Source organism: Azospirillum sp. TSO35-2 (assembly GCF_003116095.1).
Taxonomy (GTDB): domain Bacteria; phylum Pseudomonadota; class Alphaproteobacteria; order Azospirillales; family Azospirillaceae; genus Azospirillum.
On record NZ_LGRA01000021.1, the window covers coordinates 2,552,350 to 2,570,635 of the forward strand.

Consider the following 18,286-nt stretch of genomic DNA (forward strand, 5'->3'; position numbering starts at 1 on the left):
TTTACTCCGGCAGCACCCGCAGGCGCGACACGGCGGTGCGGGCCGACAGGTGCGGACGCTGCTGGTCCTCGACCGTCGCGCCGGGGGCGGCGAAGTCGCCGGCGGTGACGGCGCGGACCAGATAGACCAGCCGGAAGCGCGGCGCCGCCTTGGTCAGGTCGACCGCGGCGACGAAGCGGTCGTCGCGGAACTCGACGTTGCGGGTGGCCGACAGCTCGCCCAGCCAGGACAGCTTGCCGAGCTGGCCGCTGTTGGCGAGCCGGACATTCTCGATCTCCAGGCCGGCCGGCAGCGGATCGCTGACCAGCACCGCGTGGTCGAGCGGGTCGGCCACCTCGCCCTCCAGCGTCACCACCAGCAGGTCGTTGCGGCGCACCCCGGCCGGGTCGACCGGCCGGCCGGCCATGTCGAACAGGCGGCGGCGGATGGTCATCCCCTGCTCTTCCGCCGCGGCCGGCTGGTCGGGGACGCCGACCACCGACACGGTCTGGCGCACCTCGCCGCCCAGGTTGCGGATCGCCGGCGGCGCCGCCGGGTCGACGCGCAGCACCTGCGGCTTGGCATTCTCCACCGTCTGCTCGCCGATCGCCAGCTTCATCGGCGGGGCGCGGTCGGCCAGCGCCTTGGCCGCCAGCAGCAGCCACGCCTGCTCCTGCGGGCTGGTGACGCGGACGGCGGCGAAGGTCTTGGCGACGCGCTCGGCGGCCTGGAGGATGCGGTCGCGCTCCACCGCCCCGCTCTCCGCCATCAGCGCCACCACCCCGGCCTCGTCGCGCAGGGAGGAGCCGTGGTCGCGCAGGCTGGCGGTCACCATGCGGGCGCCGGTCAGCTTGGCGAAGGCCTCGGCCGCCCCACCCTGGTCGCCGAGCAGCGCGGTGGCGGCGGCGATCTGCGCCCGGCCGAAGTCGGTCTGCAGGCGGTCCCAATAGACCTCGCGGAAATAGCGCACCGCGCCGGCGTCGGTCATCTTGGCGCGCGCCAGCACGTGGAGCGCGTAGGCGCGGCCCGGCAGGTCGGCGGTTTCGACCCAGGCGTTGTCGATGGCCTGCTTCAGCCAGTCCAGCCCCTTGCGGTAGGGCTGGTCGGGGATGCGGTAGCCGGCGGCCTTGGCCCGGCCCAGCGTGTCGACGGCGTAGGCGGTCAGCCAGGGGTCGAGGTCGCCCTTCGGCGACCAGGCGGCGAAGGCGCCGTCCAGCCGCTGGAAGGTCAGCAGCCGGTCGATGCCGCGCTGCACCCGGGCCTTGATCCGGTCCTCCGGCGCGATGCCCAGGCCGGCGGCGACGTCGCTCATCGACAGCAGCGGCAGCAGCCGGCTGGCCGTCTGCTCCGCCCCGCCGACGGCGGACCGGTCGAGCGCGAACAGCAGGCCCGGCACGTCCAGGTCGGGCAGCGGCGACACAGCCGCCCCCATCGCCACCGTCTCCGGCCGCAGCCCGACGGCGAGGTCGGGCGGGATGGTCAGGCTCTTGTCGGTCGGCAGGGCGGCGACGGAGCGGCGCGACACCGGCGGCGAGGCCGGGCGCACCGTCACGTCCCAGCGGCGGGTGACGCGCACCCCGGCCGGCCCGGTGACGTCGAGCGTGACGTGGCCGGCGCCCACCGCGGTGGCGGTCAGCACCCGGCCGGCGGTCGCCCGCTTGCCGCGCGCGAGGTTCGGCGCCGTCAGCGCGCCGCCGTCGACCGACACCGCGCCATCGGCGCTGAGCGTCATCGTGTAGTCGCCGGCCGGGCCGTTCAGGTTGTCGAGCGACAGCAGCGCCTGCGCCTGGTCGCCGGGGGCGAGGAAGCGCGGCAGCACCGCGTCGGCGACGACCGGGTCGCGGACCAGCACATGGCTTTCGGCGTGGCCGATGCGGCCGCCGCTCCAGGCCACCGCCATCAGCCGCAGCCGGCCCTGGAAATCGGGCAGGTCGAAGGGCACCGACAGCTTGCCGTCGGCCCCGACCGTCAGGATGCCGGAATAGAGCGAGACCACCCGTTCCGACTTGGGCGGCACCAGCCCGGCGATCTGGCGCAGGCGCGGCGCCGGCACCACCGGGGTGCGGGCGTTCTCCAGCCCGGCCGGGTCGATCAACCGGCCGTAGGAATCGCGCAGCTCGACGTTCAGCGGCCGTTTGCCCAGGTAATGGCGGGCCGGGTCGGGCGTCGGCTGGTCGGTCAGCTGCATCACCGATTCGTCGACCGCGGCCAGCGTGACGTAGGCCGGCTGGCCCTCCGGCACGCCCTGCACCGTGACCTCGGCGGTCATGGCCCGGCGCGGTTCCACCTCGGCCGGGGCCGACAGGCGCAGGTCCAGCGTGCGCGGCTCCTTGTCCATCGCCAGCCAGGACAGGCCGACGGCGCGGCGCGGCGGCTTCTTCGACTGCGGGTCGGCGGTGGCAAAGGCGGTCGCCAGCACATAGGCGCCGCCGGTCCAGCCGGCACCGACCGGGACCTCCAGGAAGGCGCCCTGCGGCCCGATGGCGCGGGTGACGGCGTAGGTGACGCCGCGGTCGGCCACCGCGACCAGCACTTGGCTGTCATAGGGCGGCTTGACGAACACCCAGGCGCTGTCGCCGCTGCGGTAGGACGGCATCATCACCGTGACGTCGACCCCGTCGGGCCGCTCGCCGGCGGTCGGCGTCATCCACCAGCCGGCGGCGAAGCGCAGGCTGCTGGCGACCCCGGTCTTGGAATCGAACACCTCCAGCCGGTAGCGGCCGGCGGCGACCGGCGCCTCGACCGCCGTCGGGGTGCCGGCGGCGACCGACAGGGTGCCGCCGGTCACGCGCTGGTCCTTGACGGTGACCTTGTAGTCCCAGCGGCCGTTCGCCTCGTACCAGGCGTAGTCGTACTCCTCCTCGAACAGTTCGTAGGAGAGGTCGGCGCGGTCGGTCGGCTTGCCGTCCGGCCCGACGGCGATGACGTCGAAGCCGGCGGTCGCCCCCTCCGGCACGCCGTCGCCCTCGAAGCGCGGCTTGATGCCGATGGCGAAGGGCTGGTGGCGCACCGGCAGGACGAAGTCGCGGCCGACCGGGCGGCCGCCGATGTCGAACAGGGTGGCGCGCACCACCGCTTCCAGCGGGCGGGTGCTTTCCGGCGGCCGCGGCAGCTTCACCGTCAGCTTGGCGGTGCCGGCGGCGTCGGTGATGAAGCCCGGCAGGTCGGCGCGCGTCGCCTTCACCTCCTCCTGCGCCAGACCGAAGCGGTAGCCCGGCAGGTCGGGGTAGGGGTTGGCGGCGGCGCGCAGCGACACCGTCAGCTCGCCCGGCAGGCCGGCGGCCGGCGCGCCGTAGAGATAGTGGCTGTCCAGCGTGATCGACGCCTCGCCGTCGGCCGCCAGCTCGGTGGTCGGCGAGGCGAGCGCGAGGTCGAGCCGCGGCGGGACGAAATCCTCCAGCAGGAACTCGGCCCGGCCGATCGCCGGCCCGTCCGGTTCGGCGTGGGCGGTGACGGTCCAGGTGCCGGGATAGGCGTTCATCGGCAGATCGATGCGGGTGGCGTAGCCGCCGGCCCCGGCCTCGGTCAGGCCGCGGCGCTCCACCTCGAAGCCGTCGGGGCGCAGGATGCGCAGGGTCAGCGCCTTGCCGGCCGGCGGCGGGTTGAGGTCGGCCTCGCGCAGCAGGGCGGTCAGCTGCACCGTCTCGCCCGGCCGGTAGATGCCGCGTTCGGTGTAGAGATAGGCGTCCAGCCCGCCGGCCGCCGGACGGACCGGAGCGGCCTTGTCCGGCTGTTCGGCTGGCGGCGGACCGCCGGCGGTCAGGTCGAGCACGCCGAAATCGCCGTCGCCGCGCGCGGCGAACAGCGCCTGCACCGGCTCCGCCCCGCCCTTGCGCAGGGCGGCGAGGTCGAAGCGGCCCAGCCCGTCGTCGCCGGTCTGCACCCGGCCCAGCTCGGCGCCGTTGCGGGCGACCAGACGCAGCTCGACCCCGGCGGCCGGGGCGGCGGTCTGGACGGAGCGGGCGAAGACCACCAGCGAATCCTCGCCCAGGATGGTGTTCAGCCCGAGGTCGGAGACGACGAACCACTGGGTCGCCTTGCGGTCCCAGCCGCCCGGCTTGATCTCGTCGGCGCCGGCCACCGCGACGTAGACGCCCGGCTCCAGCTTGCCCAGCACGGCGTCGATCGGAAAGGCGGTGGTGACGGTCTTGTTCGGCTGGTTGCCGATGCCCATCTCGCCGCGCCAGACCTCCTGCCCCGACTTGTCGAGGATCTCGCCGATGTCGTAGTCGGTCATCTGCTGGGTGATGCGGCCGAAATAGATCTTCTCGACCAGCGCGCGGTCGGTGATGCGCAGGACCTGCAGCTTCGCCCGGTCCAGGTTGATGGAGCGCAGCGGCAGCCCGTCCGCCCCGACGCGCGGCAGGATGTAGCCGGCGCCGCGGAAGGCCAGCGACGGCTTGCGGTTGGGCACCTGCACCTCGCGGGTGTCGGCGGCCGGCAGCCGCTTGCCGTCGGCGCCGGGCAGCCCGTCCTTCAGCGTGATGCGGTAGGTCTCGCCATGGCGCAGCCCCTCCACGCACAGGGTGCGGTCGCGGGCGATGGCGGCGCCGTCGATCTCCGGCTGCGCCTCGACATAGTCGCGGTAATTGACCGCGCGCGAGCGCTCCAGCCGGTCGGTGAAGGTGAAGCAGGCCTGGGGCGTGTCGCGCTCCGCCACCACCTCGACGCCGGACACGCCGAAGGGCACCGGCTCGACCGGCGGATCGGCGGCCAGCAAGGGGGACGCGACCAGCGTGCCGGAGCACGCGACGAGAACGGCACAGACACGCGCCAGCGCACGCAACATTCGAGACGAACCCCAATTCCCGGGATGGACCCGCCGCTGCGCAGCCGAGGATAGTCCTGGCGGCGGCTCGGACCCTGGACGAAAACCGCGCGGAGTATGCCCAAGCGGCCGGCGATTCGCCATGGCTTTGCGGCGGCGCCGCGCAAATCGCCCGCGGCAGCACCAAGCTCATGGGGAAAAACGGGAATCCCGGCCGTTCAGGCCGCGAATTCCACCGGTCGCTCAGGCCGCAAACTCCAGCGTCACCTGGCTGCCCTGGCCGGGCCGGCTGTCGATGCGCAGATGGCCGCCGTGGGCCTCGATCAGCGACTTGACGATCGGTAGGCCCAGCCCGGTGCCGCGCCCGGGATGGGTGGTCAGCGCCGAGGCTTGGCCAAAGGGGACCACCGCCTGCCGCAACTCCTCCGCCGTCATGCCGACGCCGTTGTCGGTGACGCGCAGGACGCAGCGGCCGTGGACGCCGCGCCCGACGGTGATCAGCACCCGTCCGCCCTCCGGGGTGAACTTCAACGCGTTGCCCAGCAGGTTCAACAGCATCTGCTTCAGCGCCCGCTCGTCGGCGCGGACCGGCGTCGGGGCGGCCGGCCGGTTGATCTCCAGCCGGATGCCCTTCTGCTCGGCCTGCGGAGCGACGATGCGGATCGCCCATTCGGCGGCGACCACCGGGTCGACCGCCTCCAGGTGCAGGGCGAACTTGCCGGCCTGCAGGCGCGACAGGTCGAGGATGTCGTCGATCAGCGTCAGCAGATGCTGGCCCGACGCGTGGATGTCCTGGGCGTAGTCGGCGTAGCGCGGGCCGGCCTGCGGCCCGAACATCTGGTCCTTGATGATCTCGGAAAAGCCCAGGATGGCGTTCAGCGGCGTGCGCAGCTCGTGGCTGACCCGGGCGAGGAAGTCGCGGTTGACCGACAGCGCCGCCGCCAGCCGCTCGGCGTTGCGGTGCTGGACCAGCAGGAAGCCGGCGACCAGCACGATCGAAACGCTGAGCAGCGCGGCGATGATCATCATCTGCCCGCGGAAGCCGGCGACCGCGGCGTCGATGTCGACCGCGGCGATGCCGACGACCAGGATCAGCGGGTAGCCTTCGACCGGCCGGTAGGCGTAGGCGCGGCGCATGCCGTCGGCCAGGCTGACCTGCCAGTAGACACCGGTCAGCGACCGCTGCATCACCGTCCACAACGCCGACTCGGCGATCGACAGGCCGACGGCGTCGCGCCCGTCCTTGGTCCCGCGGGCGCGGACGATCCGGTCCAGGCCGACCAGGGTGACCACGCCGTTCCGGCCGACATCCGCCTGCCGGTAGAAGCTGGACAGCCGGTCGGGATCGACGTTGGCGACCACCACCCCGGCGAAATCGCCGGCCGCATCCTCCAGCCGGCGGGAAAAGCGCAGGAGCGGCCGCCCGGTCGCCGACCCGGCGAAGGGAAGCCCGACATTCATCAGCGCTCCGCCCTCGTCGCGGTGCAGGGCAAGGATGCCGGTGCCGTCGAGCGACTCCGGCGGGCCGACGCCCTCGCTGCGGAACAGCGGCGTGCCATTCGGGTCGAAGACGCTGAAATGATGGATCAGGGCGGCGTCGTACAGCCCGTCGTCGATCAGCCGGCGGGCCCGGACCAGCCCGCCCTCCGCGTACTTGTCGGCGAAGGAGCGCAAGGTCACGTCGACGTCGCGCAAGGTCCGGCTGGTGCTGCTTTCATAGGCGCGGGCGGTGGTTTCGGCGTTGGCGATGGTGTCGTGGGTCTGCCCGTCCAGCATCGCCGACGACATCACCGCATAGCCGACCCACACCAGGACCAGCGCCAGGGCGGTGGCCGAGAGGATGACGGTCCGGAAGGACGGAAAACGTGGCATGCCCGGCACTCCACCGCCCCGCGCTGTCCCCGCCGCGCCACCGCAGTCGATGGCGTCCGGCCGGGGACCTTCCCGATGATTCCATCCCCTGGTTAAGGATTGTCAAATATATTGACGTTCAGTACCGCAAACGATGTCTTCCGCTGCTCTATTGGTTGGTGACGAAACGTTTCCGCAGGCGGTCGATCGCGGTGTCGATCACTTCGTCCTTCTTGGAGAAGCAGAAGCGGACGCACGTCTTCGGCGCGTTCTCGACGAAGAAGGCGCTGACCGGGATGGCGGCGACCTTCGCCTCGGCCACCAGCCAGCGGCAGAAGGCCTGGTCGTCGCCGTCGAAGCCGACGCCGGCCGCCACCCCCGCGATGTCGGCGACGACGAAATAGGTCCCCGAGCCCGGCAGCACGTCGAACCCGGCGGAGCGCAGGCCGGCCGACAGCCGGTCGCGCTTGGCCTGGAGCCCGGCGGCCAGCGCGGTGAAATACCCCGCGTCCTTGCCCAGCCCATAGGCGACGGCGGCCTGGAGGTTGGGCGGGGTGGTGAAGGTCAGGAACTGGTGGGCCTTGGCCACCGGCTGCAGCAGGTGCGGCGCGGCGGTGACGTAGCCGACCTTCCAGCCGGTCAGCGAGAAGGTCTTGCCGGCCGAGCCGATCTTCAGGCAGCGGTCGCGCATGCCCGGCAGGGTCATCAGCGGGATGTGGCGGCGGCCGTCGAAGACCAGATGCTCGTACACCTCGTCGCAGACGGCCAGGGCGTCATGGCGCTGGACGAACTCGGCGATCAGCTCCAGCTCGGCGCGGTCGAAGACCTTGGCGGCCGGGTTCAGCGGGTCGTTGATCAGCACCAGCTTGGTGCGCGGCGAGAAGGCGGCCTCCAGATCCGCGCGGCTGAAGCTCCAGTCCGGCGCCTTCAGCGAGACGAAGCGCGGCACGCCGCCGGCCAGCCGGACGATCGGCAGGTAGCTGTCGTACATCGGCTGGAACAGCACCACCTCGTCGCCCGGGTTGATCAGGCCGAGCAGGCAGGCGGTCAGCGCCTCGGTGGCGCCGGAGGTGACCATCGTCTCGGTCTTCCAGTCGACGTCCAGCCCGTAGAAACGCTGGGCGTGCGCCGCCAGCGCCTGGCGCAGGTCGGGCGTGCCCATCATCGACGGGTACTGGTTCCACCCGTTCAGCAGGGCGTCGGCCGCGGCGTCCAGAACGTCGGCCGGACCGCGTTCATCGGGAAAGCCCTGGCCAAGGTTGATCGCGCCATGCTCCTCCGACAGGCGGGACATGACCTCGAAGATGGTGGTGCCATAGCTCGACAGAATAGCGTTGCCCGACTTCACCGGTGCCTCCAAGCCTCAAGCGGACGCACAAGATGGAGGCGGTCGCGGGGAATTGTCCAGCGCTGTCACACCGGGTTCGGGATGCCTTGACTCCAGGACCCGGTATCCGGCCGCGGCCGGACAGGGCCGAAGCCTGCGTGGCGTATGAACGCAGCGGTCAGGATTTTCCGGACCGCGTATCAGAGCGCGTTGCGGCGCTGGCGGCGCATCCGCATCTTCACGCGAAAGCGGTCGACGGGTCCGATCATGCGCGGGTAGCGGCGTTTCATCCGCACGAACAGGCGCCGGGCGTCGGCGGAGTTGCGCAGAATCAGCACCCCGCCCAGCACCATCACCGGCAAACCGCCCGGTCCCGGCAGCGGCGCGATCAGCAGGCCCAGCGCCATGATCGTGCAGCCGGTCCCGATCAACGCCAACTGGCGCATCCGGGCCAGCGGCATGCGGGCAAGGAACGGGGACGAGGACGTGTCGGGGTCGCTGCGACGCATCACGGGTTCGAACGCTCCAAATGGCCGGTAAACGCCATATGGGGAGCATCCGTCCCGGTAAAAGAGCCCTACCCCGTCCGCCGCGGCCCCAGCCGTGATCCCGGTCAGTGCAGGGTGCGCGCGCCGGCCGGTGCCGCCGGCTCCAGCCGTGTCGGGTCGAGCCGGCTCAGCACCGCGTTCAGTTCGGCGGGCTTCGGATCCCAGCCGAACTCCCGCACCAGCTGGTCGCGCGCCACGCCGGCCCGGCGGATCAACCGGTCGCAATCGGGATGTTCGGCGGCGGCGCACCGGCGGTCGGCGCAGCTTTCCAGCATCAGGCGGATCATCCGTTCGCGCTTGGCGGCGTCCACGAAGCCGGACTGGTCGAAATAGAGCTTGGTGAACTCCATTTCCGCGACCCGGGCCGGGCGTCCACGATCCCCCACCAGAACGGCGGCCACTACCTCGACGCAACGCCCGGCGTAGGCGGGCAAGGGAGCCGTGCCGTCGTCGGCGCGGTCGAGAAGCCGGCTCGGCAGATCGACGAGCCGTCCCGAGAGATCCTTCACCAGATACCGGCGCCACACCGACATGTCCGCCTCCCGTCCGGCCGAGCCGGTCCATGGGCCTTGCGATCGGAGAATCCTACACCAGACGGACAAGCGACGGAACATCGCAAAGCGGGGTGGCGCAGCGTCGCCCCGGGGCGTCGGATCCGATGGCAGGGGGTGGCTATCGCGGGCGCTACCGGGGAACCAGCGGCCAGAACAGCGCGATGGCCGCGGTGCCCAGCACCACCACCATGATCGACAGCGGCAGCCCCAGCCGCCAATAGTCGCCGAAGCGGTAGCCGCCCGGCCCCATCACCAGCGTGTTGCACTGGTGGCCGATCGGGGTGAGGAAATCGCAGCCCGCCCCCACCGCCACCGCCATCAGGAAGGCGTCGGGCCGCAGCCCGAGGTGGGTGGCGAGGCTGGCGCCGATCGGCGCCATCACCAGCACCGTCGCCGCGTTGTTGAGGAACGGCGTCACCGCCATCGCCGCCACCAGGATCAGCGCCAGCGCCCCCACCGGCGGCAGCCCCTGCGCCGCCTGCGACAGGAAGCCGGCGATCAGCTCGGTCCCGCCGGTGGTGCGCAGCGTCTCGCTGACCGGGATCAGCGAGCCGAGCAGCACCAGGATCGGCCATTCCACCGCGTCGTAGGCCTCGCGCAGGCTGACCACCCGCAGCGCGGTCATCGCCACCGCCGCGCCGAAGAAGGCGATGGCGACCGGCACCGTCCCGGTGGCGACCAGCGCCACGGTGATGCCCAGCACGGCGACCGCCGCCGCCCGCTTCGGCGTGCGGCCGATGGCGAGGTCGCGCCCCGCCAGCGGCAGGCAGCCCAGCGCCGCCAGCGTGTCCGCCACCCCGGCCTGCCGGCATTGCAGGACCACCAGGTCGCCGAACTGCAGGCGCACCCGCCGCAGCCGCTGGCGGATCGGCCGCCCGCGCCGGCTGAGCGCCAGCAGGTTGACGCCATAGCGCTCGCGCAGGCCCACCTCCTCGATGCTGTGGCCGATCAGGCGGGAACGCTGCTCCACCACCGCCTCGACCACGGCGATGTCGTCCTCGTTCTCCACCCCGTCCAGGTCCTGGTCGTGCATCATGCGCATGCCGGCCCGCTTGACCAGATTGGACAGCGCCTGGGTGTCGGCCTCCAGCACCAGGATGTCGTCGGCGAACAGCACCCAGTGGCCGGAGGGCACGTAGCGGCGGTAATGCTCGCGCACGATGGCGGCGACGGTCACCTCGCCCTCGGCGAAGGTCTCCAGCTCGGCGACGGTGCGGCCGACGAAGGGGGTGCCGGCGGGCAGCAGCGCCTCCGCCGTGTAGTCGTCGATGGAGAAGGCCGGGCCGGAGGCGGCGGCCCGGCCCTTCGGCAGCAGCCGGTAGCCCACCGACAGGACGGCGACGCCGGCGACGGCGATCACCAGCCCGACCGGGGTGAAGTCGAACATGCGGAACGGCTCGCCGGTCATCTCCGCCCGCAGCCGCGACACGATGATGTTGGGCGAGGTGCCGATCAGCGTCATCAGCCCGCCCAGCAGCGACCCGAAGGCCATCGGCATCAGCAGCATCGACACCGGCGTGCCGGTGCGCCGGGCGATCTGCAGGGCGATCGGCATGAAGATGGCCAGCGCCCCGATGTTCTTGACCACCGCCGACAGCAGGGTCACCGCCCCGGCCAGCACCAGCACCTGCGACCACACCGTGGTCATGCGCGAGGCCAGCGGCCGCATCGCCGCCTCCACCACGCCGGACCGGCCGACCGCGGCGCTGACCACCAGCGCCGAGCCGACGATGACGACGATGTCGTCGGAGAAGCCCTGGAACGCCTCCCTGGCGGGGACGATCCCCGCCGCGACCGCCGCCAGCAGCGCCAGCATCCCGACGAGGTCGTAGCGCAGCCGGTCCCAGATCAGCAGCGCGATCACCGCGCCGATGATGCCGAGCGAGAACATCTGGTCGATGGACATGGAGCGGGGCTGAGTCCTTCGTGGCCGTCATGTGCGGGCGGATGGCGGGTCGACGAAACCGGGAGCCGGCCCGCGGCCGGGGCGGTCAGCGCGCCGAACCGGACGCCTTCCGCTCGCCGCGGCCGTTCCCCGATTTGCCGGACGCCGCGCCGCTCTTGTCGGGCGAACGGGCGTCATGCACCAGCCGGCCACACTGTGGCTGCTCATCGCTGCCCGGGTCAAGGAAGGGCAGCACGCTGGCCAGCGGAGTCAGCAGCACCCCCAGCGCCACCGCCGCCGCGCCGCGGGCCGCCGACTCGGTCGGATCCACCCCGATGTCGGGGTTGCCCAGCGTGCCGCCGACCAGCACCGGGACGTGGGTGGCGAAGACCTGCGCCGATTTCGAATCCCCAACGATCCTGAGATCCAGCGCCTCGTTGCGCAGGCTGATGGCGCCCTTGCCGGTGACCAGCGTCTCGGGCGTGTCGAGCACCAGCGCCTCCACCACGGCGACGCCCTTCTCCACCGACAGGTTGCCGACCAGACAGTTGAAGGGCATCGGCTTCGACCCCGACAGGACGACGCCCAGCGTCTCCAGGATGTTGGTCTTCAGGCCCTTGACCGCGAGGCTGGTGACCTTGCCGCCGTCCACCGCGACTCCGATCTTGCCGTCGGACGACGCCAGCAGGTCGGCCACCGTCTTGCCGCTGCCGGTCAACTGGACGCGGCCGGCCACCGTGCCGGCGATCTGGCCGGACATCGCGGTGTCGCGGAAGAAGGTCGCCAGCTTCATTCTGCGGATGTCCAGGTTGGTGCGCAGCCCCGGAACCTTGCGGCTGCCGTCGACCTCCACCGTGCCGGCGATCGTGCCGCCGCCGATGCCGAGCGACAGCGGATCGACGCGCAGGTCGCCGGCCTTCACCATGACATGCATGTCGAGGCCGTCGAGCGGGGCGAAGGGCGCCTCCACCCGCTTGCCGCGCAACCGCACGTCCATGTCGGTGTTGCGCAGCTTCTCCACCGGGATCGGCGTCGCCGGGATGATGCGGTCCTTGCCGCGCGTCGGGTAATCGTCGCTGCCGCGGGGGGAGGCGCCGACCAGCCCGGCCAGATCCTGGGCGGCCAGCCGGTCGGACACCAGATCGGCGGTCACCATCGGCCGCTCGCCGCCGGTGACCACCGCCACGTCGCCCGCAAGGTCGCTTTCGCCGACCTTGCCGTTCAGCCCCTTGAACGACCAGCGCCCGCCCTCGCGCGACAGGTGGCCGCCGATCGAGTAGGGCCGCGTCTTCGGCGTCGGGATGCCGACGATGGGGAAGATCTCCGCCAGATCCTCGCCGCGCAGGGCGACCGACAGGTCCAGCCCCTCCATCTTCACCGGCTCGGCCACCGACCCTTCGATCTTGCCCTTGGTGTTGCCCACCGCCGCCTCGATCTTGATCGGGTAGGGCTTGGGGTCGTCGCGCAGGTACAGCAGCGACCCGCCCTCCACCGCCAGGGTGAAGGGCTTGCCGGCGAAGCTGCCCTTGCCCTGCAGGTTCACCGTGTCGGTGTCGTTGTCGCCGGTCGCGGTGTTGATGGTGTTCTTGATGTCGATCTGGCTGGTCGGGTCGCGGTAGCGGATGGCGCCGTCGGCGATCGCCAGCCGCTCGATCACCGGGATGTCGCCGCGCTTGTCGGGGGTCGCCGCCTCCTTGGCGACCTCCTTTTCGGCGTTGGGCGGGCCGAAATTCCAGTTGGGTTCGCCCTTGTCGTTCTTCTCCAGCACCATCTTTGGTTCCTGGAACTCAAGCTTCGGCAATTCCCAGTTGCCGCGCAGCAGCGGCCAGGGGCGCAGCGTGGCGTCGATCGCCTTGATCGCCAGCATGTCCTTGTCCTCCGCCCACTCGGCGTTGGCGACGCGCAGCCCCTCGATGTGGATGCGGATCGGGTTGCCGAGATGGACGCGCAGGTCGCCGTCGATCGCCACCTCGCGGTTCAGGGCGGCGCTGGCGTGGCGGGCGACGAAGCCGCGCGCGTCGTTCCAGTCGAACAGCAGCAGGACGGCCGCCACCCCCACGACCGCAAGGCCGACGATCCCCAGCAGCCCGTAACCGATCCACTTGAACACCGCCTTCATGCCGCCGGCCCTCCGCGCACCTGCCCTCGCTCGTGAAACGTCAACGGCCGGCGGGACGGAACAGCAAGCCCCCCGGCGGCGGGGTACTTCAAGAGAGCCGGACCCTCACCCGGAGGGGGCGGATTTCGGCTGGTATCTATATTGGATTTAACGCAAAATTTAGTCTCGCGGCCCCGTAATCGGAATCCGAAACTGGCCGTCGGTACCGGCGGTCGCAACGGGGTGCGGCGATCGGGCGCGGCGAACGGGCCGGGCGTCCGTCCGGTGTCCTCACGACCTCTCTTCAGGCAATTTTCCAGGCAGAGCCGCCCTCCATGCGTTCCCTCACCAACTTTGCTCCCTCCACCTTCGAGGAGCGTGGCGCGGCGGTCGCCTTCACCACGCCGGTCCTGTCCCAGACCCGGGTGCGCAAGGACAGCCGCGACCAGCTGGAGGTGCTGATCCCCAACCTGTCGGAAGGGCGCGGCATCTACGTCGTGCCGTGGAAGTCGCTGCCGCTCGCCTTCCCGATGACGGTGCACGACCGCATGCTGCACGACCTGATCGCCAAGAGCGAGGGCTGCTCGCCCGACGACATCCGCAAGGCGGTGCTGGAGGCGGCGCGCTGCGGCCTCGCCGGCGCGTCGGCGGTGGAGGCGGCGGAGGCGGCGCTGCGCGACGACGACGAGCAGCGGCTTCTGATCAACTACCAGTTGATCGTGGAGGCGCTGAAGGCGGTCGGGCTGGAATCGACGGAGATCCTGCGCGTCGGCCTGACCTCGTCCGACGGGCAGACGCTGACCCGCGACCTGATGATGAAGGCGGCGCACCGTCTGGCGCTGGAGCCGACCGAACTCTACGGCCGCATCGCCGAGCTGGCGGTGTTCATGGAGCCGATCGGGCTGGTCAGCTCGCCCAAGCCGGCGCGGCTGCGGCGGCTGATGCGCGACCTCCAGGGCTTCCGCGACAGCATGACCGACTGGGCGACCGACAACGTGTCGGAGGCGGCGCCGATCGGCGGCTTCTGCGCCGAGGTGGCGGAGCACACCGTCAACCACGCCCGCAACGTCATCGGCCAGCTCGACCAGGCGATGGGCTCGTTCGAAACGCTGCTGCGCCAGTGGGACACCAAGCGCCTGGTGATCCGCAAATCGGCCAGCCGGCTGTCCTGGCTGCTCGACGGCTGGGAATACCTGATCCTGCTGTGGGCCGACGCCCTGACCCAGGATCGCCACACCCGCGACATGACGGTGCACGACATCTTCCGCGTCATCCCCCTGCTGCCCAAGGACGAGGCGCGCGCCGACCAGGCGCTGGCGGCCGACGGGCTGATCGCCAGCCACAAGCGGTCGGTCCGCGCCTATGTCGACTGGCGCAGCGGCCAGCTCGACGTCGACCTCGTCATGCGGATCGAGACGATCAAGGGGAAGGCGGCCTGACCATGGAGATGAAGGATCTGATCGCGCTGGGCGACCGGCTTCTCGACATCGACGAGGCCAAGTTCCGTCAGGTCGTCGAGCTGCTGGAGCAGATGGGCGACCATCCCGACATCCAGCGGACCATCGCCGTCATCCGCCCGCGGCTGGTGGAGTTGCGGCTGAACCGGCGGCCGACGCTGAAGCGCCTGTTCTGCGACCCGTTCGAGGACCTGTTCGAGGCGCTGGGCAAGGCCGACCCGATGCCGCTGAGCGTGATCGAGCGGTCGCTGATGAACAGCCTGTGGCCGCTGGTCGAGGGGCAGATCGGCAAGGACCGGCTGCGCGCCTTCCGCCCGGCGCTGCAGGGCGGTCCCGAAAGCCGCGACCTGACGGTGGCCTTCTGGGCCGAGTGCGCCGCCGCGGTGACCGGCATCGCCGCCGCCACCGAGGCCGGGCGGTTCAACGACGCGCTGGAGATCCGGTTGAACCCGGCGCGGGTGCGGGCGATCGCCGACATCGCCGTCATCCTGTCGATCGCCCCGGAGATCGCCGAGCTGAAGGCGGCGCTGTCGCCCAAGCCGGTGGCGAGGCTGCACGCCGACCACACCGAGGCGATCCAGGCCATCGGCCGCCGCATCGCCCGCTCCAACCCGGACGCGCTGCGGATCTTCATCCTGCTCGGCGCCTCGCGGCTGTCCGACCCGTCGAAGCTGCTGAGCGGGCTGTGGGACATGGATTTGGGGCTGAAGCCGGCCGACCGCGCCCAGCTGTTCATGGCGCTGACCGGCACGGTGGTCGCCCAGATGGAGGACCGCTCGCGCGCCTTCCAGAACGCCCCCGGCGCCGCGTCCGACCGCATGGCGGTCGCCGACCTGGCGCTCGATCTCGTCGCCAGCCTGGACGCCACGCGCAGCGCGATGGAGCACAGCCGCAACCGGGAGTTCGACCAGCGGCTGAAGGACGTGCGCAACTCGGTCCACGACATGGTGCGGACCCAGGTGCTGCAGGACGCCGACAGCGGCATCGTCGCCGCCCTCGGCGCGCTCGACGGCAAGGCGGGGGACCGCGCCCATCTGGCCAACGCCGAGAATCAGGCGCGGGCGCTGCGCAAATGCTCGACCATCGCCGACCAGCTCGGCCTGCGCGGCGAGCTGCGCGCGGTGACGCAGAAGACCACGGCGACCCTGACCGAGAAGGCCCAGCAGGCGCTGGCTGGCGGGGCAAGCGGCGGGGCGGGCGGCGGGGCGGGCGACACGCGCGCCGGCTACACCGCCATCCGCATGATCGAGCTGATTGCCGGTCCGGCCGAGGCGAACAAGATCATGGACTCGATTCTGAACGGCGGACGGCGTTAAGTGCACGCCGTCGCAGGGACGTGGTCGGGAGGAGCGGAGCATGGGTTCGGGATACACGGGTTGGGCACTGCCGATCGAGGAGCGCGACCGTCTGCTGGCCCTTGTCCCGCCGCGGTACGAACGGCTGGTCGCCGATCATGTGACGCAGACCTTCGGCGCCGGCGCGCATGACCCGCTGCCCACCGCCACCCAGGCCGAGGTGATCGGCGTCGTCGACGACGACGAGGGCGTCCAGGCGCTGGTCGTCGCCATCGACGGCACCAGCGAGCGCCCCGACGGCTCGACCTACCACATCACCTGGTCGCTGCAGGGCGACCGCAAGCCCGTCGACTCCAACGACGTCATCCGCAACTACGGCTGGCATCCGGTGGAACCGGTGACGATCCGGCTGGTTCCCCGCTTCTTCGGTTAGGACACCGCCTCGGCGGCCTCCGCCACCGGCAACAGGCGGCGCATCACCAGACAGACCAGGTCGCCGGCCAGCACGCCGTCGGTGCCGGCGTGGGCCTGGACCGAGCGCAGGACCAGGTCGGCGCGGTCGCGGGCCGACATGCCGCGGCTGAGCTGCAGGGCCGAGGCGAGGCGCGCCTCGCCGAACGGCTCGCGCTGGGCGTCGGCCGAGCGCAGCACGCCGTCGGTGCACAGGAACAGCGTCTCGTCCTGGTTGAGGACCACCGTCGCCTCGGCGTAGGGCGCGCCGCGGCGGACGCCCAGCGCCGGGCCGCCGGCTTCCGACAGGAACTCGACGCCGCCATCGACCAGCACGCGGCAGGCGCCGCGATGGCCGGCGGCGGCGTGCAGCAGCGTGCCGGCGACGCGGTCGTAGACGGCGATGAAGGCGGTGGCGAAGCCGTTGAACGGGCTTTCGCCGCACAGCCGGTCGTTCGCCGCCGTCAGGATCGCCGCGGGGGAGGCGCCGGGACGCGCCACCTCGCGGATCGCCCCGCGCACCATCAGCATCAGGAAGGCCGCCGGCACGCCGCCGCCCGACACGCCGGCGGTGACCAGCAGGGTGTGGCGCTCGTCCAGCTCGATCACGTCGTAGAAGTCGCCGCTGACCGTGTGGGCGGGCACCAGCGCGCCGTAGAACTGGCTGTCGCGCCCGGCCGGCAACTGGCGCGGCAGCAGGCCGGCCTGGACGTCGCGGGCGGCGCGCTGCTCCTCCTCGATCAGCTGTTCGGCGGCGGCCAGCTTCTCGCTCTGGTTTTCCAGCTCCGCCCCGCGCATGACCAGCTGGGCGTCCAGCGTCTCCTCGCGCGCCGAGGCCTCCATCGCCATGCGGCGGAAGACGCGGGACAGCCGGCCGAACTCGTCGTCGCGGTCGGCCGCCTCGTTCAGCGTGAAGGGGTTGAAGCGCCCGGCCTCCACCGCCTTGACCGCCTCGCTCAGCCGCTCCACCGGCGCCATCTGGTCGCGGGCGAAGCGGAGCGCGGCGTAGATGCCCAGCGCCAGCACCACCACGCCCAGCAGCCCGCCGATCTTGATCTGGCGCCGCACCATCGCCGCCGGTTCGTCGTAGGGCACCCGCACCACCGCCACCGCCGGCACGCCGCCGGCGTTCGACGCCGACGCGGGCGCGGCGGCGAGCTTGACCGGCGCCAGCGCCAGCAGGCTGTCGCCCTCCACCCGAAGCTGGATGTCGCCGCCGGTCAGCGCCTTGGCGGCGGCGGTCCCGGTGTCCGACAGCGGTCCGCCGCCGCTCCCGCCGACCACGGCGCCGCGGGCCAGCACCCGGCCGTCGCGGTCGAGCAGCCACGCCGCCTCCACCGCGCGACTGCCGATCAGCCCGTCGATGACGCCGTCGGTGCCGCCCTTGCGCACGATGTCGCCCAGCCGCCGCACGTCGGCGCCGACCTGGACGATGCGCGGCTTGTCCACCCCGGCAACCCCGGCGAACTTCATCAGCTTGCCGTTCTCCACCGCCGGTTCCGACACCACCGAGGCCGGCGAACGGGTCAGCAGCCCGGCATAGGCGGCCTGGCGCGGCTGGCCCTTGGCATCCTGGCCGAAGGTGACGTCGGGGCCGGGCACATTGTGCAGATAGGCACGGCCGCGGTTGTCGGTGATCCACATCTCGTCCGGGCCGCCGGCCTCGGCGATCTGCTTCAGCCGGTCGCTGAGCGCGCGGGGCGCCATCTTCGCCGCCTCCGCCAGCGCCACCAGATGGGCGGTCAGCGTCGCCTCCGACAACAGCCGGTCGGCCAGCAGCGCGTCGACCTCCTGCGGGATGTCGCGCGCCTGGGCGGCGCCGCGGGCGAGCAGGCCGGCGGCCAGCCGCGCCTGACCCTCGATCCGGTCGGTCAGCGCGCTGCGCATCGTCCAGGACATCGTCGTGGTGATCGCCACCACCGCCAGCAACACCAGACCGGTGACCAGCAGGATCAAACGCTGTTGGAACGTCATGGGATTGCGCCCGCCCCTTCAAAGTGGCTGTGCCGTGCGGCACCACCCACCGCTTCTACCGGGCCGGGGCGCGCAAGTCCAGGCGCGGTGGGACGCACCC

The 18,286-nt window shown here is 71.8% G+C and carries 11 protein-coding genes; 3 read left to right on the forward strand and 8 right to left on the reverse strand.

Features of this window, described 5'->3' with window-relative positions; all coding sequences use genetic code 11:
* Position 1 precedes the first annotated feature (1 nt).
* From TSO352_RS27655 to TSO352_RS27685, 7 genes are all read right to left on the reverse strand, one after another.
* A complete protein-coding gene (locus TSO352_RS27655; RefSeq protein WP_109110274.1) occupies positions 2-4,768 on the reverse strand; it encodes an alpha-2-macroglobulin in 4,767 nt (1,588 codons plus the stop codon).
* 222 nt (positions 4,769-4,990) lie between these two features.
* A complete protein-coding gene (locus TSO352_RS27660; RefSeq protein WP_109110275.1) occupies positions 4,991-6,619 on the reverse strand; it encodes an ATP-binding protein in 1,629 nt (542 codons plus the stop codon).
* Positions 6,620-6,767: 148 nt separating this feature from the next.
* Entirely contained in the window at positions 6,768-7,946 is a 1,179-nt protein-coding gene (locus TSO352_RS27665; protein WP_109110276.1) for an aminotransferase, read from the reverse strand.
* Positions 7,947-8,125: 179 nt separating this feature from the next.
* The gene (locus TSO352_RS27670; protein ID WP_247872466.1) at positions 8,126-8,434 is read right to left on the reverse strand and encodes a hypothetical protein; all 309 of its coding nucleotides are present in this window, start codon (positions 8,432-8,434) and stop codon (positions 8,126-8,128) included.
* A 104-nt stretch (positions 8,435-8,538) separates the two neighbouring features.
* Entirely contained in the window at positions 8,539-9,006 is a 468-nt protein-coding gene (locus tag TSO352_RS27675; RefSeq protein WP_109110277.1) for a hypothetical protein, read from the reverse strand.
* 151 nt (positions 9,007-9,157) lie between these two features.
* Positions 9,158-10,933, reverse strand: a complete 1,776-nt coding sequence (locus TSO352_RS27680) for an SLC13 family permease (protein ID WP_109110278.1) — start codon at positions 10,931-10,933, stop codon at positions 9,158-9,160.
* A gap of 85 nt (positions 10,934-11,018) precedes the next feature.
* Positions 11,019-13,031 carry an AsmA family protein gene (locus tag TSO352_RS27685; protein ID WP_109110279.1) on the reverse strand — a complete coding sequence of 671 codons (2,013 nt, stop codon included), beginning with the start codon at positions 13,029-13,031 and terminating at the stop codon, positions 11,019-11,021.
* Between the two features lie 314 nt (positions 13,032-13,345).
* Here TSO352_RS27685 and TSO352_RS27690 point away from each other — a divergent pair, with 314 nt between their 5' ends.
* The 3 genes from TSO352_RS27690 to TSO352_RS27700 are packed head-to-tail and all read left to right on the forward strand — an operon-like array spanning position 13,346 to position 16,195.
* Positions 13,346-14,449 (forward strand): hypothetical protein, encoded by a 1,104-nt coding sequence (locus TSO352_RS27690; RefSeq protein ID WP_109110280.1) that lies wholly within the window; start codon positions 13,346-13,348, stop codon positions 14,447-14,449.
* Between the two features lie 2 nt (positions 14,450-14,451).
* On the forward strand, positions 14,452-15,783 hold the full coding sequence (locus tag TSO352_RS27695; protein ID WP_109110281.1) for a hypothetical protein: 1,332 nt from the start codon (positions 14,452-14,454) through the stop codon (positions 15,781-15,783).
* A 40-nt stretch (positions 15,784-15,823) separates the two neighbouring features.
* The gene (locus TSO352_RS27700) at positions 15,824-16,195 is read left to right on the forward strand and encodes a hypothetical protein (RefSeq protein WP_109110282.1); all 372 of its coding nucleotides are present in this window, start codon (positions 15,824-15,826) and stop codon (positions 16,193-16,195) included.
* On the opposite strand, the gene TSO352_RS27705 is transcribed toward TSO352_RS27700, so the two are convergent.
* Positions 16,192-18,186 carry a SpoIIE family protein phosphatase gene (locus TSO352_RS27705; protein WP_109110283.1) on the reverse strand — a complete coding sequence of 665 codons (1,995 nt, stop codon included), beginning with the start codon at positions 18,184-18,186 and terminating at the stop codon, positions 16,192-16,194. The two genes, TSO352_RS27700 and TSO352_RS27705, sit on opposite strands and share 4 nt — an antisense overlap.
* Positions 18,187-18,286: the final 100 nt, after the last annotated feature.

Excerpts from the sequence above, each read along its gene's own strand:
- TSO352_RS27700 (WP_109110282.1), top strand. The coding sequence starts at position 15,824 with ATGGGTTCGGGATACACGGGTTGGGCACTGCCGATCGAGGAGCGCGAC.
- TSO352_RS27675 (WP_109110277.1), bottom strand. The coding sequence starts at position 9,006 with ATGTCGGTGTGGCGCCGGTATCTGGTGAAGGATCTCTCGGGACGGCTC.
- TSO352_RS27690 (WP_109110280.1), top strand. The coding sequence starts at position 13,346 with ATGCGTTCCCTCACCAACTTTGCTCCCTCCACCTTCGAGGAGCGTGGC.
- TSO352_RS27685 (WP_109110279.1), bottom strand. The coding sequence starts at position 13,031 with ATGAAGGCGGTGTTCAAGTGGATCGGTTACGGGCTGCTGGGGATCGTC.
- TSO352_RS27695 (WP_109110281.1), top strand. The coding sequence starts at position 14,452 with ATGGAGATGAAGGATCTGATCGCGCTGGGCGACCGGCTTCTCGACATC.
- TSO352_RS27680 (WP_109110278.1), bottom strand. The coding sequence starts at position 10,933 with ATGTCCATCGACCAGATGTTCTCGCTCGGCATCATCGGCGCGGTGATC.
- TSO352_RS27660 (WP_109110275.1), bottom strand. The coding sequence starts at position 6,619 with ATGCCACGTTTTCCGTCCTTCCGGACCGTCATCCTCTCGGCCACCGCC.
- TSO352_RS27655 (WP_109110274.1), bottom strand. The coding sequence starts at position 4,768 with ATGTTGCGTGCGCTGGCGCGTGTCTGTGCCGTTCTCGTCGCGTGCTCC.
- TSO352_RS27705 (WP_109110283.1), bottom strand. The coding sequence starts at position 18,186 with ATGACGTTCCAACAGCGTTTGATCCTGCTGGTCACCGGTCTGGTGTTG.
- TSO352_RS27670 (WP_247872466.1), bottom strand. The coding sequence starts at position 8,434 with ATGCGTCGCAGCGACCCCGACACGTCCTCGTCCCCGTTCCTTGCCCGC.